The organism is Kocuria rhizosphaerae, assembly GCF_044462265.1.
Classification (GTDB): domain Bacteria; phylum Actinomycetota; class Actinomycetes; order Actinomycetales; family Micrococcaceae; genus Kocuria; species Kocuria rhizosphaerae.
The window spans coordinates 23,049-45,510 of the sequence record NZ_JBISWL010000041.1 but is presented as its reverse complement, the minus strand read 5'-3'; the positions used below and the strand labels follow the sequence as shown (position 1 = coordinate 45,510).

At 74.0% G+C, this 22,462-nt stretch carries 23 protein-coding genes and 1 tRNA gene; 13 read left to right on the top strand and 11 right to left on the bottom strand.

All coding sequences use genetic code 11. The features are described 5' to 3' along the window. Positions 1 to 80 precede the first annotated feature (80 nt). The 5 genes from galU to ACH9EU_RS05115 all read left to right on the top strand — a co-directional run bounded on the left by galU (position 81) and on the right by ACH9EU_RS05115 (position 5,780). Complete coding sequence (gene galU, locus ACH9EU_RS05135; RefSeq protein WP_396412866.1) at positions 81 to 995, top strand: UTP--glucose-1-phosphate uridylyltransferase GalU; 915 nt, start codon at positions 81 to 83, stop codon at positions 993 to 995. Positions 996 to 1,006: 11 nt separating this feature from the next. Next, the gene (locus ACH9EU_RS05130; RefSeq protein WP_396412865.1) at positions 1,007 to 1,639 is read left to right on the top strand and encodes a GNAT family N-acetyltransferase; all 633 of its coding nucleotides are present in this window, start codon (positions 1,007 to 1,009) and stop codon (positions 1,637 to 1,639) included. 154 nt (positions 1,640 to 1,793) lie between these two features. Continuing rightward, positions 1,794 to 2,675 carry a hypothetical protein gene (locus ACH9EU_RS05125; RefSeq protein WP_396412864.1) on the top strand — a complete coding sequence of 294 codons (882 nt, stop codon included), beginning with the start codon at positions 1,794 to 1,796 and terminating at the stop codon, positions 2,673 to 2,675. A 136-nt stretch (positions 2,676 to 2,811) separates the two neighbouring features. Beyond that, positions 2,812 to 4,443: a CYTH and CHAD domain-containing protein gene (locus tag ACH9EU_RS05120; protein WP_396412863.1), complete on the top strand. Its 1,632-nt coding sequence runs from the start codon at positions 2,812 to 2,814 to the stop codon at positions 4,441 to 4,443. A 179-nt stretch (positions 4,444 to 4,622) separates the two neighbouring features. After that, positions 4,623 to 5,780 carry an AI-2E family transporter gene (locus tag ACH9EU_RS05115; protein WP_396412862.1) on the top strand — a complete coding sequence of 386 codons (1,158 nt, stop codon included), beginning with the start codon at positions 4,623 to 4,625 and terminating at the stop codon, positions 5,778 to 5,780. Between the two features lie 130 nt (positions 5,781 to 5,910). Here ACH9EU_RS05115 and ACH9EU_RS05110 read toward each other — a convergent pair. Further along, positions 5,911 to 5,983, bottom strand: a tRNA-Ala gene (locus ACH9EU_RS05110). Between the two features lie 115 nt (positions 5,984 to 6,098). Between ACH9EU_RS05110 and ACH9EU_RS05105 the strand changes: the two genes are divergently transcribed. After that, positions 6,099 to 7,169: a LysR substrate-binding domain-containing protein gene (locus ACH9EU_RS05105; RefSeq protein WP_396412861.1), complete on the top strand. Its 1,071-nt coding sequence runs from the start codon at positions 6,099 to 6,101 to the stop codon at positions 7,167 to 7,169. 12 nt (positions 7,170 to 7,181) lie between these two features. Here the strand turns inward: ACH9EU_RS05105 and ACH9EU_RS05100 are convergent, their stop codons facing one another. Next, complete coding sequence (locus tag ACH9EU_RS05100; protein ID WP_396412860.1) at positions 7,182 to 8,156, bottom strand: mechanosensitive ion channel domain-containing protein; 975 nt, start codon at positions 8,154 to 8,156, stop codon at positions 7,182 to 7,184. A 166-nt stretch (positions 8,157 to 8,322) separates the two neighbouring features. Between ACH9EU_RS05100 and ACH9EU_RS05095 the strand changes: the two genes are divergently transcribed. Beyond that, positions 8,323 to 9,039 carry a VTT domain-containing protein gene (locus ACH9EU_RS05095; protein WP_396412859.1) on the top strand — a complete coding sequence of 239 codons (717 nt, stop codon included), beginning with the start codon at positions 8,323 to 8,325 and terminating at the stop codon, positions 9,037 to 9,039. A gap of 21 nt (positions 9,040 to 9,060) precedes the next feature. Here the strand turns inward: ACH9EU_RS05095 and ACH9EU_RS05090 are convergent, their stop codons facing one another. After that, positions 9,061 to 10,101, bottom strand: coding sequence for a magnesium and cobalt transport protein CorA (locus ACH9EU_RS05090; RefSeq protein ID WP_396412858.1), 1,041 nt, complete (start codon positions 10,099 to 10,101; stop codon positions 9,061 to 9,063). 45 nt (positions 10,102 to 10,146) lie between these two features. Here ACH9EU_RS05090 and ACH9EU_RS05085 point away from each other — a divergent pair, with 45 nt between their 5' ends. Genes ACH9EU_RS05085 through ACH9EU_RS05070 form a run of 4 tightly spaced genes read left to right on the top strand, consistent with a single transcriptional unit; the run spans position 10,147 to position 13,824 of the window. Next, the gene (locus ACH9EU_RS05085) at positions 10,147 to 10,614 is read left to right on the top strand and encodes an NUDIX domain-containing protein (RefSeq protein WP_396412857.1); all 468 of its coding nucleotides are present in this window, start codon (positions 10,147 to 10,149) and stop codon (positions 10,612 to 10,614) included. Next, positions 10,611 to 11,636 (top strand): glycine betaine ABC transporter substrate-binding protein, encoded by a 1,026-nt coding sequence (locus ACH9EU_RS05080; RefSeq protein ID WP_396412856.1) that lies wholly within the window; start codon positions 10,611 to 10,613, stop codon positions 11,634 to 11,636. The genes ACH9EU_RS05085 and ACH9EU_RS05080 overlap by 4 nt, the downstream gene beginning before the upstream one ends. Before the next feature lie 60 nt (positions 11,637 to 11,696). Beyond that, a complete protein-coding gene (locus tag ACH9EU_RS05075) occupies positions 11,697 to 12,914 on the top strand; it encodes an aminotransferase class I/II-fold pyridoxal phosphate-dependent enzyme (protein ID WP_396412855.1) in 1,218 nt (405 codons plus the stop codon). A 43-nt stretch (positions 12,915 to 12,957) separates the two neighbouring features. Then, the gene (locus ACH9EU_RS05070) at positions 12,958 to 13,824 is read left to right on the top strand and encodes a PPK2 family polyphosphate kinase (protein WP_396412854.1); all 867 of its coding nucleotides are present in this window, start codon (positions 12,958 to 12,960) and stop codon (positions 13,822 to 13,824) included. Positions 13,825 to 13,853: 29 nt separating this feature from the next. Here the strand turns inward: ACH9EU_RS05070 and ACH9EU_RS05065 are convergent, their stop codons facing one another. Both ACH9EU_RS05065 and xseA read right to left on the bottom strand, forming a co-directional pair. After that, on the bottom strand, positions 13,854 to 14,120 hold the full coding sequence (locus ACH9EU_RS05065; protein ID WP_396412853.1) for an exodeoxyribonuclease VII small subunit: 267 nt from the start codon (positions 14,118 to 14,120) through the stop codon (positions 13,854 to 13,856). Between the two features lie 75 nt (positions 14,121 to 14,195). After that, a complete protein-coding gene (xseA, locus tag ACH9EU_RS05060; protein WP_396412852.1) occupies positions 14,196 to 15,497 on the bottom strand; it encodes an exodeoxyribonuclease VII large subunit in 1,302 nt (433 codons plus the stop codon). Between the two features lie 63 nt (positions 15,498 to 15,560). Here xseA and ACH9EU_RS05055 point away from each other — a divergent pair, with 63 nt between their 5' ends. Both ACH9EU_RS05055 and ACH9EU_RS05050 read left to right on the top strand, forming a co-directional pair. Next, complete coding sequence (locus ACH9EU_RS05055; protein WP_396412851.1) at positions 15,561 to 16,505, top strand: hypothetical protein; 945 nt, start codon at positions 15,561 to 15,563, stop codon at positions 16,503 to 16,505. A 10-nt stretch (positions 16,506 to 16,515) separates the two neighbouring features. Then, positions 16,516 to 17,598 carry a 4-hydroxy-3-methylbut-2-enyl diphosphate reductase gene (locus tag ACH9EU_RS05050; RefSeq protein WP_396412850.1) on the top strand — a complete coding sequence of 361 codons (1,083 nt, stop codon included), beginning with the start codon at positions 16,516 to 16,518 and terminating at the stop codon, positions 17,596 to 17,598. A gap of 47 nt (positions 17,599 to 17,645) precedes the next feature. On the opposite strand, the gene ACH9EU_RS05045 is transcribed toward ACH9EU_RS05050, so the two are convergent. Genes ACH9EU_RS05045 through ACH9EU_RS05020 form a run of 6 tightly spaced genes read right to left on the bottom strand, consistent with a single transcriptional unit; the run spans position 17,646 to position 22,451 of the window. Next, the gene (locus ACH9EU_RS05045; protein WP_396412849.1) at positions 17,646 to 18,965 is read right to left on the bottom strand and encodes a DNA recombination protein RmuC; all 1,320 of its coding nucleotides are present in this window, start codon (positions 18,963 to 18,965) and stop codon (positions 17,646 to 17,648) included. A 58-nt stretch (positions 18,966 to 19,023) separates the two neighbouring features. Then, entirely contained in the window at positions 19,024 to 19,638 is a 615-nt protein-coding gene (locus ACH9EU_RS05040; RefSeq protein WP_396412848.1) for a response regulator, read from the bottom strand. Continuing rightward, positions 19,635 to 20,741, bottom strand: coding sequence for a histidine kinase (locus tag ACH9EU_RS05035; protein WP_396412847.1), 1,107 nt, complete (start codon positions 20,739 to 20,741; stop codon positions 19,635 to 19,637). The genes ACH9EU_RS05040 and ACH9EU_RS05035 overlap by 4 nt, the downstream gene beginning before the upstream one ends. After that, a complete protein-coding gene (locus ACH9EU_RS05030; protein WP_396412846.1) occupies positions 20,738 to 21,211 on the bottom strand; it encodes a hypothetical protein in 474 nt (157 codons plus the stop codon). Before ACH9EU_RS05030 ends, ACH9EU_RS05035 begins: the two co-directional genes overlap by 4 nt. A 33-nt stretch (positions 21,212 to 21,244) precedes the next feature. Next, positions 21,245 to 21,499: a hypothetical protein gene (locus ACH9EU_RS05025; protein WP_396412845.1), complete on the bottom strand. Its 255-nt coding sequence runs from the start codon at positions 21,497 to 21,499 to the stop codon at positions 21,245 to 21,247. Between the two features lie 22 nt (positions 21,500 to 21,521). After that, positions 21,522 to 22,451, bottom strand: coding sequence for an ATP-binding cassette domain-containing protein (locus ACH9EU_RS05020; protein ID WP_396412844.1), 930 nt, complete (start codon positions 22,449 to 22,451; stop codon positions 21,522 to 21,524). Between the last annotated feature and the right edge of the window lie 11 nt (positions 22,452 to 22,462).

Here is a 22,462-nt window from a genome sequence, read left to right as displayed (position 1 = left end):
CCGGGCCGGTGCTGGAAGGCTAGCCTCGGGCCCCCGGGCCGATCAACCGGGGATCCTCCAGGATCCGTTAGCCTGTGCCCATGAGTGGAAACTGCAATCGTCGCGCGGTCCGGAAGGCCGTCATCCCCGCTGCGGGCCTCGGCACCCGCTTCCTCCCGGCCACGAAGGCCATGCCCAAGGAGATGCTGCCGGTCGTGGACCGCCCGGCCATCCAGTACGTGGTGCAGGAGGCCGTCGACGCCGGCCTCCAGGACGTCCTGATGATCACGGGCCGCTCGAAGCGCGCCCTCGAGGACCACTTCGACCGCGTGCCGGCCCTCGAGCACCAGCTGGAGGAGTCCGGCAAGGCGGATCTGCTCCGGGAGGTCGAGCACGCCTCCGAGCTCGGCGAGATCCACTACCTCCGGCAGGCCGACCCCAAGGGTCTCGGGCACGCGGTCCTGCGGGCCAAGATCCACGTGGGGGACGAGCCGTTCGCGGTCCTCCTCGGCGACGACCTCATCGACGCCCGGGACGAGCTGCTCACCGAGATGATCGCCGTCCAGCAGCGCACCGGCGGCTCCGTCGTCGCCCTCATGGAGGTCCCGCGGGAGCAGATCAAGGCCTACGGCTGCGCGGACATCACCGCCGTGGACGGCGAGGACTACGTGAGGGTCCACGGGCTCGTCGAGAAGCCTGCCCCGGAGGAGGCACCGTCCAACCTGGCCATCATCGGCCGCTACGTCCTGCACCCGGACGTCTTCGAGGTGCTCGAGAACACGGCCCCGGGTCGCGGCGGCGAGATCCAGCTCACCGACGCGCTGCAGACCCTCGCCCAGCGCGAGGGCGAGGGCGGCGGGGTGTACGGCGTGATCTTCAAGGGCCGCCGCTACGACACCGGCGACAAGCTCAGCTACCTGAAGGCGAACATCGTCCTCGCCGCCGAGCGCGACGACCTCGGCCCCGAGCTGCGCGACTGGCTCAGGGAGTACTCGCAGTCCCTGCCGGCCGGCTGAGGTCCCCGTCCGTGGCCGGTCAGTTCCGGTGGCCCGTCACCGTCTCGTGGGGCGACCTCCGGCTGCGCCCGCTGGCGCGGGCGGACCGCAGGGAGTGGGACGTCGTGCGGGCCCGCAACCGCGAGTGGCTCGACCCGTGGGAGGCCACGAACCCCGATCCCGGCGGGCGAGCCCCCACGTTCGGCCAGTTCGTGAGGACCCTGGATCAGCAGGCACGGCAGGGGACGGCCCTGCCGTTCGTCATCACGGAGCGCACGCCCGGCGGCGACCGGTACGAGATCATCGGCCAGCTCACGGTGTCGGGGATCTCCTGGGGGTCGTTCCTGTCCGCGACGCTCGGCTACTGGGTCGACCAGGAGCAGGCCGGGCGCGGGGTGGCGCCCATGGCGGTGGCCATGGCCACCGACTACTGCTTCCAGGGCCTCGGACTGCACCGGATGGAGATCAACGTCCGTCCGGAGAACGTCAAGTCCCTGCGGGTCGTGGAGAAGCTCGGCTTCCGGGACGAGGGGCTGCGGAAGGACTTCCTGCACATCGACGGCCGCTGGACGGACCACCGCAGCTTCGCGCTGACCGCCCCGGAGGTCCCCGAGGGGCTCGTCCGTCGCTTCACGGGGTCGGACCGTCCCGCGGTGTGGTCCTGACCGGACCTGCCGTGTCCACAGGGATACCCACAGGCGGACGGCCGCGGTAGTAGGCTGTGCCCCACGGGCCCGAGTGCGGCCCGGGTCCGTGGGCGCCCGGCGCCGGCGGATCACGTCCGCTCGTTCGAGCGACCGGGGAGGCAGGACCGCGACGATGATCTGGGTGAGCAGCTCGGCCGTGCTGGTCGTGGTGTGCGCGCTCTCCCTGTTCTGGGTCGTGCCGCGACTGCAGAGGGACCGCGAGGACCCCGCGCAGGACGCCGAGGACGCGGCCACCGACGCGCACTCCACGCAGGACGGCCCCGTTCCCCCGGACGAGCTGCCCCCGCCCGTGCCCCGCCCACGAAGGATCACCATGGCGACCACCGACACCACCTCCCGGTCCGCGGACAGCGGCACCGGCCACCGCTCCGGATCCCTGCGCATCCGGTGGGACCGCGCCGGGGTGTTCCTCGCCGGGTGCGCCGCGGTCCTCGCCGCGCTGGTCACCGCCGTCCTCGCACCGCTCACCGCCGCGGTGACCTGGCCGTGGCCCGTGTTCCTCCTCCTGCTCGGGGCCGGCTCCGTCCTGGCCCTGCGCTATCTGGCGGTCCACGAGCACGCCGCACGCCGTGCCGCCCGCCCGGCCCCCGCCGAGGACCCGCACGCGCCCCGGGCGGACGTCGCACTGTTCGACAACGAGCACGGCCTCGCCCCGGTGCCGGCGGAGGGCCCCGACGACGCGCACCTCGACCTTCCCGCGGGCGAGGACGTCCCGGCGGCCCCGCCCTCCTTCACCGTCGAGGAGCTGCGCGCCGAGGCGCTGCGGGTGGCCCAGGAGTCCTCCGCGGCGGCCCGCACGTGGGAGCCGGTGCCCGTGCCCCGTCCCACCTACGCGGAAGCCCCAGTGGTCCACCGGCCCGAGCCCGAGCCGCTGACGGTGCCCGAGCAGCCCGCGGCCCGTTCCACGAACCTCAAGGACGCGGTGCGCGCCGGCGAGGAGCAGGGGCGCGCAGCCCTGAACCTGGACGACGTCCTCCGGCGGCGCCGCGCCTGAGGACCTTCCCGCACGGCTCCGCCGCACCGCCCCACCGGGCCGTGCGGCGGACCCGTGTCCGGGCTCCCCGGATATCATCGCCGCAACAGCTCCCCGCGGTCCCGGCCACCGGTGGAGCGGATCGAGGAGGACGTCCATGAACGCCGTCGCACACCGTGAGGTCGAGCGCAAGTACGAGGTCCCGGAGGGGGCGGAGAACCGGATCGACTGGAGCGCGCTGCAGGGGTACTCCGTCTCGACCGAGCCTGTGGAGCACCGCATGGAGGCCGTCTACTACGACACCGAGGACATGGCCCTGGCCCGGCGGATGGTGGCCCTGCGGCGCCGCCGTGGCGGCGCCGACGACGGATGGCACGTGAAGCACTCCGAGCCCTCGGGGCGGCACGAGCTCCAGGTCCCCCTGCTGCGCACACCCGACCGGATACCCGCCTCGGTGCGCAACCTCGTGGCCGGCCTCACCGGAGGGCGGCCGCTGCGCCCGATCGCGACCCTGCGGACGGTCCGGCGGGTCCTCATGGTCAGCGACGCCGCGGGGACGGAGGTCGCCGAGCTCGCCGTCGACGACGTCCGCGCGGTCGACGAGCGCACGGGCACCCCGCGAGCCTGGGCGGAGTGGGAGGTCGAGCTCGTCGACGGCTCGCTGCCTCCCGAGCACCAGTCGGAGATCTTCGGTGCGGTCGAGGAGGCCATCGCCGCGGCCGGGGGCCGGCCGTCCAGCTCGAGGGCGAAGATCGCCCGGGCCCTCGGTGAGGAGGACACCGCCGACGCGGCCGGCGGCCGAGCCCCCACCGTGGAGCCCGGCACGACGGCCGGGAAGCGGAAGCCCGGAAAGAGGGGTGGGCCGAGCGGGAAGAAGCGCGGCGGGAGGCCGGGACCCGAGCTGCTGCGGGCGGCGCTCGGCGAGCTGGCGGAGCAGCTCGTGCTGTGGGACTTCAAGGTCCGCCTCGACGCGCCCGACGCGGTGCACCAGCTGCGGGTCACGTCCCGCTCCCTGCGCAGCCTCCTCAAGGCCGCGTCGCCCTTCCTGGAGACCGAGGCGGCCGAGGACCTCGACGCGAGGCTGCGGGAGCTCGCCCGCGCGATGTCCACGGCCCGCGACACCGAGGTCGTGGCCGAGCTGCTCCCCGGGCGGGTGGAGCACCTCGACGGCCGGGTGGACCCGGCGGGGTCCGAGGCCCTGCGGCGCGCGGCGGAGCAGGACTCGCGCACGGCCAGGGCGCGGGTGCGGCGGCGCGTCGGCGGCAGGGAACACCTGCGGCTGCTGGCCGACGTCCAGGCCCTCGCCGCGGACCCGCCCGTGACCGAGAAGTGCCGGAAGCACACGGCGCGCGAGGTCGCGGACAGGCTCGTTCGCCGCACGCTGCGCAAGGTGGTCCGCACCGCGCAGCGCGGCGCCGAGGCGGAGGACGCGGGCGGGACCGGCTGGGAGGATCGGCTGCACCACCTGCACGACGTCCGGAAGGCCGTCAAGCGCGTGCGCTACGTGGAGGCGGTCCTGCACCGGACCGGCTACCGGCCGGGCAAGGCGATGCGGCGGGCCGCCGCGGACGCGGAGGAGTACCAGGACGTGCTGGGGCGGATCATGGACGCCGCCGTGGCGGAGCGCTGGCTCGCCGGCACGGCCGAGGCCATGCGGCGCTCGGGTCAGGACCGCTACGCCGTGGGCGCGTTGCACGGGGCCGAGGTCGTCCGGCTCCGAGCCGAGGTGGACCACGGCACCGACGTCGTGGCCGTGCTGCTCTCCCAGGTGCGGGACGACCTCGCCTGACGGTCCGACGGGCGCGCTGCCGGCCGGGCCCGTCCCGCCGTGGCGGCGGGGGACTCGACGGCCGGGCCGCGTCACGGTCCCGTCCCGGGCCGTACGCCGGTGTCCGGTCCTTGGCAAGCACTCCCGCTGGGCGCATGCTGAAGGCAGTCCCACGGCACCTTTCTGGGAGGCGGATTCCCATGACGCGCCCTCGGCACCGAAGCGTCTCGCACACCCGCGATCTGTGGAGCGACGTCCTGGGGCGGGCGGCCACCCGGGCGCTTCAGGGGCTCGTGCTGCTGGCCGCGACCGTCGTGGTCGTCTACGGCCTGATCCAGCTGAAGCTCGTGGTGATCCCGCTGATGATCTCCCTCATCCTGGCCGCGGCCCTCAACCCCGTCGTGGCCTTCCTGCGGCGGCGAGGCGTTCCCGGGGCGCTGGCCACATGGATCACGTTCCTCGCCGCCATCGTGGTCCTGGGCGGGGTGGTGACCGGCGTCGTCTTCGCCGTGCGCAACGAATGGGACGAGCTGGTGGTCTCCGCGGTGGGTGGGCTGGACCGGCTGCGGGAGTTCGTCGTCGCGGGCCCCATCCCGGTCGGCCAGCAGGGCCTGGACGACGCCGTCACCGCCGTCCGGGACTACGCCACCAGCCCCGGCTTCGGCGCGGGGGCCCTGCTGGGCATCTCCGCGGCCACCCAGGTGATCACCGGGACCGTCCTGGTGGCCGTCATCCTCTACTTCTTCCTCCAGGACGGGGCCCGGATCTGGGCGTTCTTCCTGCACCGCTTCCACGGTGAGACCTTGACGAAGCTGCTGGCCTCGGGCGTCACGACCCTGCACGTGCTGGGCGGTTACGTGCGCGGCACCGCCGTGGTGGCACTGCTGGAGGCGGTGGTCATCGGGGTGACCCTCGTGGTGCTGCGGGTGCCGCTGGCGCTGCCCCTGGCGGTGCTGATCTTCCTCGGCGGATTCGTCCCGATCGTGGGGGCCGCGCTGATCGGGGCGGTGGCGGCTCTGGTGGCGCTCGTGGCCAACGGCCCCGTGGTGGCGCTGGTCGTCGTGGCGGTGGTGGTCGCCATCAACCAGCTCGACGGGCGGGTGCTCCAGCCCATGGTGCTGGGCCGGGCGCTGAGCCTCCACCCGCTGGTGGTCCTCCTCGCCCTGGCCGGAGGAGGCATCCTCTCCGGCATCGTCGGGGCCGTGCTGGCCGTGCCGCTCACGGCCGTGGGCTGGGCCCTGGTCCAGATCTGGCTGCCTGCCCCCGGCGGAGCCGGCCCCGCCGCCGGATCGGCTCCACCGCCGGCCGTCCCGCCTCCGCCCGCCCCCAGGCCCGCGGGTCGGCCGACCCGGACCTGACGACGTCGCACCGGCCCCGCCCCGACCGGGCCCTCGCTCCCGGACGTCCCTGCCGGGTGTCGGCTCCCGCTCGAGGACGTGCGAAAGGCCCCCGCCGGGGGTCCTGCCCGGCGGGGGCCTTGTCTCGGGGTGGAGCTAAGGGGAATCGAACCCCTGACCTTTTCATTGCGAACGAAACGCTCTACCAACTGAGCTATAGCCCCGGAGCAACCGTTCCATCCTATACGGCCCGGGACGGTTTCGCATCTCGGCCCACCACGTGCCGCGCCCCGTGCCTCCGGCCGCCGCGGGACCCCGGCCGCGGGTAGATTGGCGGCCATGAACGAAGCCCGCCGCCCCGACAACCAGCACCCCGCGGGGGAGTCCGCCGAGGAGCCCGCTCCGGATGCTGTGGCGGAACCCGCTCCGGACGCCGTCGCGGAACCCACCGGGGAACGTCCGGGAGCGTCGGAGGAGGACGCCGCGGGCGCCCCGGAGGAGGCGGCCGGTGCGCCCGCGGCATCGGCCGATCTGGTCGTGGCGTTCGTGCCGGGCGTGATGCCCGGCAAGTGGTTCTTCCGGTGGCGTGACCGCCACCCGGGCCGCGTCCTCGCCGAGCGGCCGCTCGAGGCCGAGCGGTGGCGGGAGGAGCTGGAGGAAGGACGGGCGCACGCCTGCCTCGTCCGGCTGCCGGCCCACCCCCGGCCGGAGGTCGACGACCTGACGGCCCTGCGCCGGGAGTTCCGGGCCGTCGAGCTCTACGCCGAGCAGCAGGTCGTGGTGCTGCCCCGCGATCACGAACTGACCCTGCTCGACGAGGTGCCGGTGGCCGAGCTCGTGGACGAGGTGCTGCTGCAGGAGTCCCGCACCCTGCCCGAGCGGCACCGGCTGCGCTCGCCGGAGGACGTGGCCGGGGACCCGCCGCTGCCCGGCGTACGGCACGTCCGGGACACGATCGAGCTGGTCGCCGCCGGACTCGGCCTCGTGGTCGTGCCGATGTCGCTCGCCCGCCTGCACCGCCGCAAGGACCTGGTGCACCGGGTGGTGCCGGACGCCGCCACGGTCCCCGTGGCGCTCGTGTGGCCGCAGGACCTGCCCGAGGACCGGGAGGAGCTCGTGCAGGACTTCGTGGGCGTGGCCCGGGGGCGCGGGCTCAACAGCTCCCGCGGCGGCCGCGCCCCGGCGGCCGCGCCGGCGCGCACGCCGTCGTCGTCCCGTCAGGCCGGCGGGACGCCGCAGGCACCGCGGCACGGCGGCGGCCGCGGTCCTCAGGGCGGCACGCGGAGTGGTGGCAGCAAGAGCGGTGGCAGCAGGAGCGGTGGCAGCAGGAGCGGTGGCACCGGCAGAGGCGGGGCCAGGAGCGGCGGGGTCAAGGGCGGACGCCGCGCCGGGGGCCGCGGCCGCCGCTGAACCCGGGCGGACTCAGCCCTCCGACCGGGGGGCGTCCCTGCGGACGGCGCGGACCTGGCCCGTATCGGGGAGGCCGGGCACGGCCGTGCCCGGCTCGGCCTGCCGGATGAGCGTCTGGTTGACCAGGGGCACGTGCAGACCCTCGCGGTCGAACATCTTCTTGATCCGCAGCCGCAGCGCCCGTGCGACGTCCCACTGCTTCAGGGGGACCGTCCGCACGGCCAGGCGCAGGGTCACGGACTCGCCCGTGACGGCCTCCACGCCCCACACCTCCGGGTCCTCGGTGATGAACTCGCCGATCTCCGGGTCCTCCCGGAGCAGGGTGGTCTCGTGCAGGATGAGTTCGGTCAGCAGCTCGAGGTTCGCGTCGTAGGGCACGGGCAGGTCGAGGACGCAGCGGGCCCAGCCCTGGGACTGGTTGCCCACGCGCAGGATCTCGCCGTTGCGCACGTGCCACAGCGTGCCGTTGATGTCTCGCACCTGGGTCACCCGCAGACCCACGGCCTCCACCGTTCCGCTGGCCTCACCCAGGTCCACGACGTCGCCGATCCCGAGCTGGTCCTCGGCGACCATGAAGATGCCCGAGAGGTAGTCCTTGACCAGGGACTGGGCGCCGAAGCTCAGGGCCACGCCGGCGATCCCGGCGCTGGCGAGGACGGGACCGATGTTGTAGTCGAGCTCCGAGATGATCATCACCAGCGCGACCGCCCAGATGAGCACGGTCGTCACCGAGGAGAGGACAGAGCCGATGGTGGTGGCCCGCTGCGACTGACGGGCTCCGGCCAGGCCCGCGTCCTCGACCCAGCGGGGCCGGCCGCGGTCGAACTTCCGCACGATCCGGGACCGGGAGCCCCTCGCGATCCCGCCGGACACGCGGCGGATGAGCAGGCGGGCCACCGCTGCCAGGAGCGTGGCCCCGAGCAGGACGATCAGGATCCGGAGGGGCTTGTCCAGCCAGAACTGCCAGCCCAGGTCGAGGGCGGTCACGTCAGGAGACAGTGGGGCGGGCAGGGAGAACGGCATACGGGGAAGCGTAGCGAACGCCGCTGCCGGTCACCGGTTCCACGGCACCCCCCGAGGCGCATCGGGCACAATGGGGAGCTGACCCACCGGTCCCGACGCACGGCCCGGCCCGCTCCGCCTCAGAGGATCCATGACCGCACCCAGCTCCACCCAGACCGTCACCGCCGTGCCCCCCACGGCCTCGGACCCCGCGGCCCAGGGGCTGGGCGGCGTCGCCGACTGGGCCGTCGACGTGATGGAGGCCATCGGCGCCCCGGGCGCGGGTCTGCTGGTGGCCCTCGAGAACCTGTTCCCGCCGCTGCCGTCCGAGGTGATCCTCCCGCTGGCCGGGTTCACGGCGAGCCAGGGGGACTTCAGCGTGGGCGGGGCGATCTTCTGGACCACCCTCGGAGCGGTGGTCGGCGCGATCGTCCTCTACTGGGTCGGCGCCGCCCTGGGCCGACGGCGGCTGCGGGCGGTCGTGGACCGGATGCCCCTCGTGGACCTGCACGACCTCGACCGCACCGAGGCGTGGTTCCAGCGCCACGGCAAGGCCACCGTCTTCTTCGGGCGGATGGTGCCGATCTTCCGGTCCCTGATCTCGATTCCCGCCGGCATCGAGCGCATGTCCTTCGGCTTGTTCGTGCTGCTCACCGCCGCGGGGTCCCTGGTCTGGAACACCATCTTCGTGCTCGCGGGGTTCTACCTGGGGGAGAACTGGCACGTCGCCGAACGCTACGCCGGGGTGTTCTCGAGGATCGTCATCGTCACGGTGGCCGTACTGGTCGCCTGGTGGGTGGTCAAGAGGGTGCTGCGCAACCGCCGAGGCCTGTCCGACTCGGCGCGGCGGAGGGCCGGGGACACCTGATCCCCGCGGCCGGCCCGGCGGTCACAGCCACCGCTTGCGCCGGAACACGGCGTAGAGCACGGTGCCCGTCAGCAGCATCAGGGTCAGGGCCATGGGGTAGCCCCACACCCAGGACAGCTCCGGCATGAAGCGGAAGTTCATCCCGTACACCGAGCCGATGATCGAGGGGGCGAACAGGATCGCCGCCCACGAGGAGATCCGCTTGACCTGCTCGTTCTGCGCCATTGCAGCATCGTTCTGCCGGGCCGCGATCAGGGTGGCGTCCAGCATGAGGGCGCTCGCGAGGGAGGACTGGAAGGCCTCGACCTTGGTGGTCACGAAGATCAGGTGGTCCAGCACGTCCCGCAGGCTGTGCCGGAGGTCCACGGGCGCGGCGTCCTCGGCGAGCTCCTGGTGGAACCGGCGCAGTTCCACCTCGAGCGGGGCCACCGCCCGGTGGAAGGCGCTGACCTCGCGGGTCAGCTGGTAGATCCGCTGGGACACCGCCCCGTCGCCGGCGCCGGAGAACAGCTCGTCCGAGATCTCGTCGATGTCGTTCTCCAGCCCCTCGACCACCAGGTAGTAGTCGTCCACGGTCTGGTCGAGCAGGGCGTACAGCACCGCCTCGGCTCCGGTCCGCAGCAGGCCAGGCTCCGCCTCCACCCGTTCCCGCACCAGGGCGGACCGGTCGTGCGCGGACTGCCGCACGGTGATCACGAAGTGCGGGCCCGTGCAGACGTGGATCTCCCCGAGGTCCACCTGCTCCGTGGCGTCCCGGTAGACGGCGGGTCGGAGCACGGTGAGGACGGTGGACCCGTAGCGGTCCATCTTGGGGCGCTGACCGGCCTGCCGGATGTCCTCCACGGCGAGCTCGTGCAGCCCGAAGTGCTCGCCCAGGGAGCGCAGCTCGTCCTCGGAGGGGTCCGAGAGCCCGATCCACGCCAGGACGCAGCGCTCGCCGGGCTCGCCGCAGCGTGCGTCGTCCGCCCGGAGCCGGTCGAGCAGGCGGGAGGTCTCCTCGAGCGAGGCCGGGGAGGCGAGGCGCCGGCCTCCCCGATAGACGGCGTTCTCGACGATGCTCACCCGCACCATTATCCGGGTCGGTCACGGGGTTCCTAGAATGGGCCCATGAGCTTTCCCATGGACACCCGGGTGGGTGCCTACGCGGTCATCGTCGACGACGGGGCGGTGCTGCTGAGCCACTGGAACCCCCGCCACCCCACGCTGCGGGGGGCGTGGACCCTGCCCGGCGGCGGCATGGAGGTCGGGGAGCAGCCCGCGCAGACCGTGCTCCGGGAGGTCTTCGAGGAGACGGGGTTCAGCGTGGAGCTCGACGCCCTGCTCGGCGTGCACAGCCGCCACATGGAGCCCGGTGAGCGCCTGGACGGGCGCGGCCGGCCCTTCCACGCCCTGCGCGTCATCTACCGTGCGCACGTCACGGGCGGCACGCTGACCCCGGAGGTGGGCGGATCCTCGGACGAGGCCCGCTGGTTCCCCCTGTCGGGGCTGACGGAGGTGCCGCTGGTGAGCCTGGTCCCCGTGGCCCTGGACCTGGCCGGCCTCGCTCCCGCGGACCTGCCGGTGGAGCGCCGGTGAGCCGGCGCGCCGCGGCGGCCGCCCTGGTCGTGCTCGTCCCGCTCGCCGGGTGCGGCGACGGTTCCGGGACGGTGCCGTCCCCCACCGTGACCTCGGCGGCCCCGGACACCGTGCGGATCGCCACGGGGCCCACCGGGCAGACGGCCGTGCTGGCCCACGTGTACGCCGGGCGGCTGCAGGAGGCGGGCGTCGACGCCACGGTCGTCGACGCGGGGACCGAGCGGGCCGACTACCTCGGTGCCCTCGAGCGCGGAGAGGTCGAGCTCGTCGCGGACTACACCGGCAACCTCTACCTCCACCTGCGGGGCCGCGCCCCCGTGGGGCCTGCCAGCGACGTCCCCGCGGAGCCCGGCCCGACCGCGCCCTCGCCCTCGCCCTCGCCCACGGACGGCGGTCTGGCCGAGGACATCTCCGAGCTCCTCGGCCTGGGGGAGGAGCGCGCCGACGACGACGACGTGCTCGCCGGTGTGCGGGACGTGCTGCCCGAGCAGCTGCAGATCCTGCAGCCGGCCCCGGCCGAGAACACGGTGGCGGTCGTCGTCACCCGGCCCACCGCCGTCGAGCACTCCCTGTCCGGCCTGGAGGACCTGGGCACCGTGTGCGAGGAGCTGGCCCTCGGCACGGACCTCGACTTCGCGGGCCGCTCCTACGGCCCGGAGGGCCTCGCCGACGCCTACGAGTGCGTACCGCGCGAGATCGTGCCCTTCCGGAGCCAGGACGAGCTCGTCACCGCGCTCCTCGAGGACCGGGTGCAGGCCGCTGCCCTGTTCACGGCGTCGCCCGCGATCGGGGACAACGCACTCGTGGTCCTGGACGACCCGCTGCACAACTTCGTGCCCCAGCGGGTCGTGCCGGTCGCGGCGGAGGACCTGCCGGGCACGGCCGCGGCCGTGGTCGAGGAGGTGTCGGCACAGATCGGCACGGAGGACCTCGTGCTGATGACCCGCATGACCACGGCCCGGGAGCCGTACCCGCCGGAGCGGGCGGCCAGGTACTGGCTCGAGATCGAGGACGACACCTGAGGGTTCCGGCCGGGAGCGGGAGGCCGGGGGCGCGCGTCACCCGCGGGTAAGGTGTACCGCATGTCAGTGGTCAAGCAGTCCGAGAAGCTCAAGAACGTGCTCTACGACATCCGCGGCCCCGTCCTGCAGCAGGCGGAGCGGATGGAGGCGGAGGGGCACCGGATCCTGAAGCTCAACATCGGAAACCCCGCCCCGTTCGGTTTCGAGGCCCCGGACGCGATCCTGGTGGACATGATCAAGAACCTGCCCAATGCGCAGGGCTACTCGGACTCCCGCGGCATCTACTCGGCCCGCACGGCCGTGGTGCAGTACTACCAGACGCGCGGGATCATGAACCTCGACACCGACGACGTGTACCTGGGCAACGGCGTCTCCGAGCTGATCACCATGACGCTGCAGGCACTGTGCAATCCGGGGGACGAGATCCTCATCCCGTCCCCCGACTACCCACTGTGGACGGCCTCGGTGGCGCTGTCCGGGGGCACCCCCGTGCACTACCGGTGCGACGAGGACAACGACTGGAACCCCGACCTCGAGGACCTCGCCGCGAAAATCACCCCGAACACGAGGGGCATCGTGGTCATCAACCCGAACAACCCCACGGGCGCGGTGTACTCGCGAGAGGTGCTCCAGAAGATCGTGGACCTGGCCCACGAGCACGAGCTCATCCTGTTCGCGGACGAGATCTACGAGAAGATCACCTACGACGCCGCGGAGATGGTCAACGCCGCGGGCCTCACCGGGGAGGACGTGCTGTGCCTGACGTTCTCGGGACTGTCCAAGGCCTACCGGGTGGCCGGGTACCGCTCCGGGTGGGTGGCGATCACGGGTCCCAACTGGAAGGCCGAGAGCTTCATCGAGGGCATCAAGCTGCTGGCCAACATGCGCATGTGCGCCAACGTCCCGGCCCAGCACGCGATCCAGACCGCCCTGGGCGGCTACCAGTCGATCAACGACCTGATCCTGCCCGGCGGGCGGCTCAAGGCCCAGCGCGATCTCGCCCACCGGCGGCTCAACGAGATCGACGGCGTGTCCTGCGCGCAGGCCGACGGGGCGCTGTACCTCTTCCCCAAGCTCGACGTCAGGAAGTTCAACATCGTCGACGACGAGAAGTTCGCCCTGGACCTGCTCAAGGAGCAGAAGATCCTCGTCAGCCACGGCCGGGCGTTCAACTGGCCCGAGCCCGACCACTTCCGGCTCGTCACGCTGCCGTCCGTGGAGATCCTCGGCACCGCGCTGGACCGGATCGAGGAGTTCCTGAGCAACTACCGCCAGTGACGTCCCGGCCCGCGGTCCGGTGCGCGACCCCAGGAGGTCCACGATGGGCACGACCACCGCGCGTCCCGGGTTCGACGAGGACGTGCGTCTCCTGCTGCGGGCGCGCCCCGGGCTCCGCCTGGACGCGATCGACACCGGAGCGACCCCCGGCTTCACCGGGGACAAGGAGGACGGCCTGGCGTTGCGGGCCGCACGCAACGGCGAGCTGGCCGACCTGCAGCGGCTGCTCTACGCCAACGCCGTGGCGGCCGACGCGCCGTACCGGCTGCTCCTGGTGCTCCAGGGCATGGACACCTCCGGCAAGGGCGGCATCCTCACGCACGTCCTGGGCGGGCTCAACCCGCACGGCGTGCACACCCACGGGTTCGGCCGGCCGACCGAGGAGGAGGCCGCCCGGCACTTCCTCCACCGGGTGCGCCGGCAGCTGCCGCGCCCCGGTGTGATCGGCGGCTTCGACCGCTCCCACTACGAGGACGTGCTCGTGCCGGTGGTCCACGGCATGCTGCACGGCGACCGGCTCGAGCACCGCTACGCGGAGATCCGCGACTTCGAGCGGGAGCTCGCGCTGGAGGGGACGGTGGTCGTGAAGGTCTTCCTGCACCTGGGCCGGGACGCGCAGCGCAGGAACCTGCTCGCCCGGCTCGAGGACCCCACGAAACGGTGGAAGTACGACCCGTCCGACATCGACGCGCGCCGGCGGTGGCACGACTACACGGCGGCCTACGAGGGCGCCCTCCGGGCGACCGACGCCGACCACGCGCCCTGGTACGTCGTGCCCACCGACCGGAAGTGGTACGCACGGGCGGTGGTGCAGGACCTGCTCATCTCGGCCCTCGCCGAGCTGCCCCTCGACTGGCCGGAGCCCGCCTTCGACGTCGAGGAGCAGCGGCGGCTGCTGTCCCGGGACTGAACGGCCCGGCCGCCGGCGACGGGTGCGGGTCAGCCGCCGTCGTCGCCCGGTCCGTCCTCGGAGTTCTCCCGCCGGGCCCGCGCGGCCTCGAGCCGCTCGCGGGCTCCGTCCAGCCACGTCTCGCACCGGGAGGCCAGGGCCTCACCCCGCTCCCACAGGGCGAGGGACTCCTCGAGGGAGGTGCCTCCGGCCTCGAGTCGGGAGACGACCTGCACGAGCTCCTCGCGGGCCTGCTCGTAGCCCATGCTCTCGATGTCGGACACGTCGGGTGCTGCGGGGTGGTCGGTGCTCGCCATGGGTGCGGCCTCTCGGTCGGGAGATAGGGATTCGGTGGGACGGACGGCGGGGGCCGGCGAGGGCCGGGGCGGCGCTCAGCCGGGTCCGGCGCGCTCGCCGGGCCGGCGGGCGGAGACGGACTCGGCCCGGACACCGAGCTCGCCGGTGGCCAGGCGAACCCCCAGCGGGTCGCCGGCCCGCACCGTGGCGGCGTCGGTGACCACGGCGCCGGAGGCGTCCTGCACCACGGCGTAGCCGCGCTGCAGGGTCTCCTGCGGGGAGAGGGCCCGGACGCGGGCACGGAGGTGACGCACGGCGTCGAGCTCCCGGAGGGTGCGGGAGTCGACGGCGGCCAGGGCGCGGGTGCGCCAGCGGTCGACGTCCTCCTCCCGGAGCAGGATCATGTCCTCGGGCTGGGCGAGCGCGGGGCGGGAGCGCACGGCCGCCAGCCCGGCCTCCTCGCGCTCCAGGAACAGCTGCACCGCCCGATCCAGGGAGGCCCTGGCCCGGGCCACACCGGCGCGCTCCTCGGCGACGTCGGGGACGATCCGCTTGCCGGCGTCGGTCGGGGTCGAGGCCCGGAGGTCCGCGACCCAGTCGAGGAGGGGCTGGTCGTTCTCGTGGCCGATCGCGCTGACCACCGGCGTCGTGGCGGCCGCGACGGCGCGGAGCAGGGACTCGTCGCTGAAGGCCAGGAGGTCCTCGAAGGACCCGCCCCCGCGGGCGATCACGATGACGTCCACCTCCGGCATCGCGTCGAGCTCCTGCAGCGCCCGGGTCACCGCGCGCACCGCCCCGGCGCCCTGCACCGGGACCTCGCGCACCTCGAACCGCACGGCGGGCCAGCGCAGCGACGCGTTGCGGACGACGTCCTTCTCGGCGTCCGAGCCGCGACCCGTGACCAGGCCGACCCGGTGCGGCAGCAGCGGCAGCGGCAGCTTCCGGCCGGCGTCGAAGAGCCCTTCCTCGGCGAGGGCCCGGCGGAGCCGCTCGATCCGCTCGAGGAGGTCGCCCAGCCCCACGGGGCGGATCCCGCGGCCCAGCATGGACAGCCGTCCGGTCTTCGCCCAGAAGTCGGGCTTGAGCTGGGCGACCACGCGCATGCCCGTCTCCAGCGGGCGGTCCAGGTGGGCGGTCTCGTTCGCGAACAGGGTCACGGGGACCGACACCTCGGCGTCGACGTCGCGCAGGGTCACATAGGTGACCCGGGCGCGCCGGTTGAGCTCGATGATCTGCCCCTCCACCCACGTGGGCGCACAGCGGGCGATGTAGGCGTGCAGGTTCTCGGACAGCATCCGCAGCGGCCACGGGTTCTCGGGGGTGGTGCGGTCCGCGCGGGACGGCAGCTCGCGCTCTCCTCCGGGCGGCACGTCCTGCCGGGGCTCGAGATACGTCATGCTCCATGCTTACCACCCGGCGCGGACAGCGGTGCGCGCCGGGCACCGGCCTACAGTGGTGCCGTGAAGACCTCCACCCCCGTGCGCGTCGGGAACCGCTCCCGGCGGCGAGCCGGCACGGTCCTGCGCACCGGTCTCGGCACCGTCCTGGCCCTGGCCGCGGCCTCGCTCGTGTCGGTGCTCGTGCCGCTGCACTGGGTGGACGACACGGTGCTCTCCCGGGAGGGCTTCACCCGCGTGGTGGGCACCCTCGCGGACGACCGCCCGTTCCAGGAGGAGCTGGCCCGCACCGCTGTGGACCGCGCGGCCGACGTCGTCCTGGGGGAACGGACGGGCCTGCCCTTCCTGGACCGGATCCTGGAGGACGCCGCACGCCGTGCCGGGGACCTCGCGGCGGGGCTCACCGCAGACCCGGCCTACCAGCGCGCCTGGACGCAGACGCTGGTGCGCACGCACGAGGCGAACGTCCCCGCCCCCGGCGAGACGCCTCCTGCGAACCTGGTGGTCGACCTGCGGCCCCTGCTCGACGAGCTCGACGGGGCGGTGGAGCGTGCCGTGGGCTTCGACATCGGGCTGTCGGAGCGCCAGGGTGTGGTGACCGTCCCCGGCACCGGCACGGGCCGACTGATCGAGACCTGGATCCGGCTGACGGACCTCGCCGTACCGCTCACGTGGGCGGCCGCGGCCCTGGCCGGGCTCGCGCTGGTCGTCACCCGGCACCGCTTCGCCACGCTCGCCGTGCTGGGCCTGGGCAGCCTCGTCGGCCTGGGGGTCGTGGGAGAGCTCGTGGAGCGCGGTGTGCGCCGCGTGACCGGTCTGCTCGGCCCGGACCCGGTGGTGCGGCTGGTCGTCGACCGGGTGACGGACCTGCTGCTGGGCTCGCTGGGGGAGCAGATGCTCACCGCCGCCTGGGTGGCCGGGGCCACCGGCGTCGTGGGGGTCCTCGGCGCGGTCGTGGCCGCCGTGGTGTCGGCCGGCTCACGGCGCAGGCACCGTCCCACCGCGTAGCATGGAGGCCATGCCGACCACCGTTGCGCTCTCCATGCCCACCGTCCCCCGTCAGCGGCGCTCGCCCGAGGACGTGGCCGCCGCCGCTCCCGTCGAGGGACCCCGGAAGGTGCTGCTCGCCTCCCCGCGCGGCTACTGCGCCGGGGTGGACCGGGCCGTCATCGCCGTGGAGAAGGCCCTGGAGCACTACGGGCCCCCGGTGTACGTGCGCAAGGAGATCGTGCACAACAAGTACGTGGTGGGCACCCTCGAGCAGCAGGGCGCCGTGTTCGTCGAGGAGACCGACGAGGTGCCCGAGGGCTCCCTGCTGATCTTCTCCGCGCACGGGGTGTCCCCGGCCGTGGTGCGCTCCGCCGAGGACCGCGGGCTGCAGACCATCGACGCGACCTGCCCGCTGGTCACGAAGGTGCACCGGGAGGCCGTGCGGTTCGCGAAGAACGACTACGACATCCTGCTCATCGGCCACGACGGCCACGAGGAGGTCGAGGGCACCGCGGGCGAGGCCCCCGAGCACATCCAGGTGGTGAACAGCCCCGACGAGGTGGACCGGGTGGTGGTCCGCGACCCGGCGAAGGTGGTGTGGCTGTCCCAGACCACCCTCAGCGTGGACGAGACCCTCGAGACCGTGCAGCGGCTGCGGGAGCGCTTCCCGTCCCTGCAGGACCCGCCCAGCGACGACATCTGCTACGCGACCTCCAACCGGCAGACCGCGATCAAGAAGATCGCCCCCGACGCCGACCTCGTGATCGTCGTGGGCTCCGCCAACTCCTCCAACTCCGTGCGGCTCAAGGAGGTCGCCCTCGAGTACGGCGCCCGTCGTGCCGAACGCGTGGACATGGCCGACCAGGTCGACGAGGCCTGGTTCGAGGGCGTGGCCACCGTCGGCGTGACGAGCGGTGCCTCCGTCCCCGAGGTCCTCGTCCGGGACGTGCTGCGACTGCTGGCAGACTACGGCTACGGCGACGTGGAGGAGGTCGTCACCGCCGAGGAGGACGTCCTGTTCTCCCTGCCCAAGGAGCTGCGGGCCCGGCTCACCGCCGCCGGCGACACCACCCACCGCCTCGGCGGTCGCGGAGCGCGTCCGACCCGCTGAGCCCGTCCGACCCGGCGAGCCGCTAGCTCGCCGGGCCGGCCGCCCCGTCAGCCTGCCGCGCGTTCCTCGCGGAGCGCCGGCGGGACCCCGTCCCCGGCGGCTTCCGGCAGGGCCTCCGACGGCGCCGCCGTCCCCGCGCCACCCTCCGCGGCCGTGAACTCCGGTGCGGTGAGCGGTCGTGGGGCCACCACGAGCGGCCGGGTGCCGATCCGCTCGTCCTCCCCGAGGGTGGGGTCGAGGTCGTTGATCCGCCGGGCCGTGGGGAACACCCGCGTCTCCACCGAGCCCGCGAGCCGGTTGTAGGACTCGACCGACCGCTGCAGCGAGCGCCCCATGTCGTCCAGGTGCTTGCCCACGGTGCCCAGCCGCTCGTAGAGCTGGCGGGAGAGGTCGAAGAGCTCCTTGGCGTTCTCCGCGAGACCGTGCTGGCGCCAGGTGAACGCGACGGCCTTGAGCGAGGCCAGCAGGGAGACGGGGGCCACGAGGGCCACGTTGCGCCCGGCCGCGTGGTCGAGCAGGGCGGGGTCGGCCTCGAGGGCGGCCGAGAGCGCGGACTCGGCCGGCAGGAAGCACAGCACGAGCTCGGGGGAGGCGCCGCGGGCCTCCCAGTACTTCTTCGAGGCCAGGGCCTCCACGTGTCCGCGCACGGCCTTGGCGTGGGCGGCCAGCTGCGCGCGGCGGGCGTCGTCGTCGTCGCCGGCGTCCTGGGCGCGCAGGTACGACGTCATGGGTGCCTTCGCGTCGAGCACGATGTCACGGCCGCCGGGCAGGTGCACGACCATGTCGGGGCGCACGGCGCTGCGCTCGCCGTCGGCCGTGGTGCCGGCGGAGGCGACCTGCTCCCGGAAGTCGACGTGCGCGGTCATCCCGGCCGCCTCGACCACCCGGCGCAGCTGCACCTCGCCCCACGTGCCGCGCGCAGATCCCGAGCGCAGCGCGGAGGACAGCGACGTGGTGGCCGTGCGCAGGTGGTCGCCCATCTCCCGGGTGTGCGCTAGCGCCTGGGCGATGCCCCCGTACTGCTCGGCCCGGTCCCGCTCGAGGGTCGCGACGTGCTCCTGGACCGCGCGCAGCTGGTGCGCCACCGGGGCCAGCGCCCGCAGCACGTTGTTGTCCTGCACCGAGCGGGCGTCGGCGTCGCGCAGCCGGTCCTCGAGCTGGGCGCGCGCCTCCCCGGCCGCGGCCCGCTCGGCGGAGAGGTCCACGAGCCGGTCCTGGACGGCGGCGAGCTCGCCCTGCAGCCCCCGGCGCTCGTCCCCCCAGGCCCGGGCCGCCCGGGCGTGACCGGCGCGGGCGAGGAGGACGCCGGCGAGGGCTCCCAGGAGGAGGGCGAGGAGGACGAGGACGACGACGAGGCTCACGGTCATGCCCAGCAGTGTGGCACGCCGCCCGGACACCGCACGGACGCCCGTGCCGCCGTGCCGTTCAGAGCCATCCGTTCCCGCGGGCGGCCCGGCACGCCTCGGAGCGGTTGCTGGTGCGGGTCTTGCCGATCGCGGCCGAGAGGTGGTTGCGCACCGTGCCGGGGGACAGGTGCAGGGCGGCCGCCACTTGCTTGACCGACGCTCCGTCCTCCGCGGCCCGCAGCACCTCCTGCTCGCGCGCGGTGAGCGGATTGGGCCCGTTGACCAGGGACTCCTCCGCCAGGGCCGGGTCCACGACGCGCAGCCCCGCGTGCACCCGCCGGACCGCCTCGGCCAGATGCGCGGCCGGGGTGTCCTTGACCACGAATCCCGCCGCGCCCGCCTCCATGGCCCGGCGCAGGTAGCCCGGGCGCCCGAACGTGGTGACGATCAGGCACCGGCACTCGGGGGTCTCGGCCACGACCTGCCGCACGGCCTCGATGCCGTCCAGGCCGGGCATCTCGATGTCGAGCAGGGCCACGTCCGGGCGGTGCTCGCGCACGGCCGGCAGCACCTCGTCCCCCGAGGCCACCTGAGCGACGACCACGAGATCGTCCTCGAGCTCCAGCAGCGCGGCGAGCGCGCCGCGGACCAGGTGCTGGTCGTCGGCCAGCAGCAGGCGCACGGGCCGGGTCACGGGAGGACCACCTCCACGACCGTGCCCGTGCCCTCCGGACCGGGGCGCACCGCCACCGTGCCGCCGGCCCGGGCGACGCGCTCCCGCAGGCCCCGCAGCCCGTTGCCCTCGGGCCCGAGCAGCCCGTCCCCGTCGTCGGCGACCGTGAGCCGCGTGGGGCTCCAGCGCACGGTGCACCGGGTCGCGCAGCTGTGCCGCACGACGTTCGTGACGGCCTCCCGCAGCGCCCACGCGAAGACCGGCCGGCGGGGCCCCGTGACCTCCTCTGCCGTGCCGTCGAGGTCCGCCTCGATGCCCGCCGCCGCGAGTGCGGTGCGGGAGGCCGCCAGCTGCTCCGCGAAGTCGGGAGCGCGCAGCCGTCCCACGGTGGCGCGGACCTCCGCGAGGGAGTCCCGGGAGAGCCGGAGCACGTCGTCGAGCTCGGCGCGGGCCCGGTCCGGCTCCCGGTCGAGGAGCCGCTGGGCCAGCTCGGCCTTGAGGGTGATGACCGTGAGCGAGTGGCCGAGGATGTCGTGGACGTCCCGGGCCACGCGCTCGCGCTCGCGGACCAGAGCCAGTTCGGAGCTCAGCGCCAGGTGCTGCTCGTCGCGGTGCGCCGCCAGCCGCATCCCGCCGATGACCACCGTGGAGGTCAGGTGCATGGGGAGCACCCACTGCCCGCCGGGCGGGAGCAGCCCGGCCAGGACGGCGGCGGCGACGACGACCAGCAGCACGGCCAGGACGGCCAGGGCCGGCCGCAGCGGCAGCTGGAAGGCGAGCAGCGCCAGCAGGTAGGGGACCGTGCCGAACGCCCAGAGACCGACGGCCGGGACCGTCAGCAGGGCGAGGGCGGCCAGGGCCAGGCACCACACCACGGGCAACCACGGCGCACGGTGCGGCGGGACCAGGCCGGGGTTGCGGAAGGCCAGGACGTAGACCCCCATGAACGCGAGGAGGGCGAGGGCCGCGACGGACCGGGCCGCCGGACCGGCCGGGGAGTCCAGCAGCGCACCCGCCGGCATGATCAGGAAGACGAGCCAGATCGCGGCGAACCACCACGTGGGGTCCTCCGCCGGCAGGCGCCCCGCCCTCCGGCCCCCGGGCGACGCGGCCCCGGAGGTCATCGGCGCACCGTCGTCCGGCGGGCGGCGCCCAGCACCACGGCCGCGAAGACCGCCGTCCACACCGCCACGTTGAGCACGAGCGCCCACAGCGGATCCGACTGCGTCGCGGGGCCCGTGGTGGAGAGGATCTGGCCCTCCATCAGGGGGTAGCGGGCCAGGGCCGCCAGGCCGTACAGGGGTGTGAACCGGGCGATGTCGAGCATCGCCCCGCTGAGGGGCACGAAGAGGTTGCCGAAGAAGCTGAGCACGACGAGCAGGCCCGAGGCGGCACCCACGGCGGACTCGGTGCGGAACAGCAGCCCGGCCGCGAGCCCGTAGAGGGCGAACATCGAGGAGCCGGCGACGACGAGCGCGGCGGTCACCGGCCAGCGCCACCCGCCGAGCTCGGCGCCGGTGAGGGCGCCGACGGCGAAGACCACGGCGACCGGGAGCACGGCCACGCACAGGGCCACCGCGACCTTGACCAGCACGTAGCCGTGCCGCGGAGCGGGGGTCAGCCCGATCTAGCGGCCCCAACCGTGCGCCTGCTCGACCGCCGCGGATCCGGCGATGGACGTGGTGGCCGTGACCGCCCCGTAGACGGACATCGCGACCATGCTGTGGCCACCGACGTTGCCGTTGCCGGCCGGGAGGTCGGAGTAGTCCTGCAGCGCCGTGAACATCACGTAGAGGACGGCGGGCAGGACCACGATGAAGAAGGTGTTCGAGACCATGCGCACGTTGCGGCGCAGGTCGTGGGCGGCGTAGGCGATGCTCATGGCAGGGGTCCTTCCGGTGCCGTCAGTCCGCGGTGAGCCCCACGAAGGCCTCCTCCAGGCCGGCGTGGGTGATCTCGAGGGATGTCGCGGAGGAGGCCGTGAGCAGGTGGCGGGCGATGGCGTCCGTGTCGGGGCCGGTGAGCCGGTGCCGCCCGCCCGCAGGCGGCAGCTGCGTGGCCCCGGGGACCACGACCGGGCCGGGGCCGTTCCACCGGAAGCTGACGACCCTGGCGCCGGCCAGTGCGGCGATCTCCGCCGTGGGCCCGTCGGCGACGACACGACCGTGCTTGAGCACGACCGTGCGGCGGGCGAACTCCTCGGCCTCGTCGAGGTAGTGGGTCGCGAACACGACCGTGCGCCCGTGCTCGGCCTCGGCGTGCATCGCGGCCCAGAACGCCCGGCGGGCGTTGACGTCCATCCCCGCGGTCGGCTCGTCCAGCACGAGCAGGTCCGGCTCCGGGAGCAGGGCCAGGGCGAAGCGCAGGCGCTGCTGCTCGCCGCCGGAGCACTTCGAGACCTTCCGCCGGGCGAAGTCCGCGGCCCCTGCCCGGGCGATCGCCTCGTCCACGGGCAGGTGCTTCCGGTGCAGCGTCGCCACCATGGCGACCGTCTCGCGCACGGACAGGTCGTCGAGCAGGCCGCCGCTCTGCAGCACGGCGCCGATCCGCCCGTCCCGGACGCTGCGACGCGGTGGTCCGCCCAGGGTGCGCACGGTGCCGTCGTCGGGCTCCGTGAAGCCCAGCACGAGGTCGAGGAGGGTGGTCTTGCCGGCGCCGTTGGGGCCCAGGAGGGCCATGACCTCGCCGCGCTCGACGCGCAGGCGCACGCCGTCGACGGCCCGCACCCGGCGCCCGCCGTGACCGAAGCCCTTGTGGACGTCGAGAAGCTCGATCGCGGGCGTCGTCGATCCGTCCGGGGGTGCGGCCCGCGCGGCGGTTGTCCTGGTACCCATGGGGTCCACTG

What these genes read in the sequence shown, in the direction of transcription:
- ACH9EU_RS05045 (WP_396412849.1), bottom strand. Translation starts at nt 18,965, where the DNA reads ATGACCGTGAGCCTCGTCGTCGTCCTCGTCCTCCTCGCCCTCCTCCTG.
- ACH9EU_RS05075 (WP_396412855.1), top strand. Translation starts at nt 11,697, where the DNA reads ATGTCAGTGGTCAAGCAGTCCGAGAAGCTCAAGAACGTGCTCTACGAC.
- ACH9EU_RS05095 (WP_396412859.1), top strand. Translation starts at nt 8,323, where the DNA reads ATGACCGCACCCAGCTCCACCCAGACCGTCACCGCCGTGCCCCCCACG.
- xseA (WP_396412852.1), bottom strand. Translation starts at nt 15,497, where the DNA reads ATGACGTATCTCGAGCCCCGGCAGGACGTGCCGCCCGGAGGAGAGCGC.
- ACH9EU_RS05105 (WP_396412861.1), top strand. Translation starts at nt 6,099, where the DNA reads ATGAACGAAGCCCGCCGCCCCGACAACCAGCACCCCGCGGGGGAGTCC.
- ACH9EU_RS05115 (WP_396412862.1), top strand. Translation starts at nt 4,623, where the DNA reads ATGACGCGCCCTCGGCACCGAAGCGTCTCGCACACCCGCGATCTGTGG.
- ACH9EU_RS05020 (WP_396412844.1), bottom strand. Translation starts at nt 22,451, where the DNA reads ATGGGTACCAGGACAACCGCCGCGCGGGCCGCACCCCCGGACGGATCG.
- ACH9EU_RS05025 (WP_396412845.1), bottom strand. Translation starts at nt 21,499, where the DNA reads ATGAGCATCGCCTACGCCGCCCACGACCTGCGCCGCAACGTGCGCATG.
- ACH9EU_RS05050 (WP_396412850.1), top strand. Translation starts at nt 16,516, where the DNA reads ATGCCGACCACCGTTGCGCTCTCCATGCCCACCGTCCCCCGTCAGCGG.
- ACH9EU_RS05070 (WP_396412854.1), top strand. Translation starts at nt 12,958, where the DNA reads ATGGGCACGACCACCGCGCGTCCCGGGTTCGACGAGGACGTGCGTCTC.
- galU (WP_396412866.1), top strand. Translation starts at nt 81, where the DNA reads ATGAGTGGAAACTGCAATCGTCGCGCGGTCCGGAAGGCCGTCATCCCC.
- ACH9EU_RS05065 (WP_396412853.1), bottom strand. Translation starts at nt 14,120, where the DNA reads ATGGCGAGCACCGACCACCCCGCAGCACCCGACGTGTCCGACATCGAG.
- ACH9EU_RS05085 (WP_396412857.1), top strand. Translation starts at nt 10,147, where the DNA reads ATGAGCTTTCCCATGGACACCCGGGTGGGTGCCTACGCGGTCATCGTC.
- ACH9EU_RS05120 (WP_396412863.1), top strand. Translation starts at nt 2,812, where the DNA reads ATGAACGCCGTCGCACACCGTGAGGTCGAGCGCAAGTACGAGGTCCCG.
- ACH9EU_RS05035 (WP_396412847.1), bottom strand. Translation starts at nt 20,741, where the DNA reads ATGACCTCCGGGGCCGCGTCGCCCGGGGGCCGGAGGGCGGGGCGCCTG.
- ACH9EU_RS05125 (WP_396412864.1), top strand. Translation starts at nt 1,794, where the DNA reads ATGATCTGGGTGAGCAGCTCGGCCGTGCTGGTCGTGGTGTGCGCGCTC.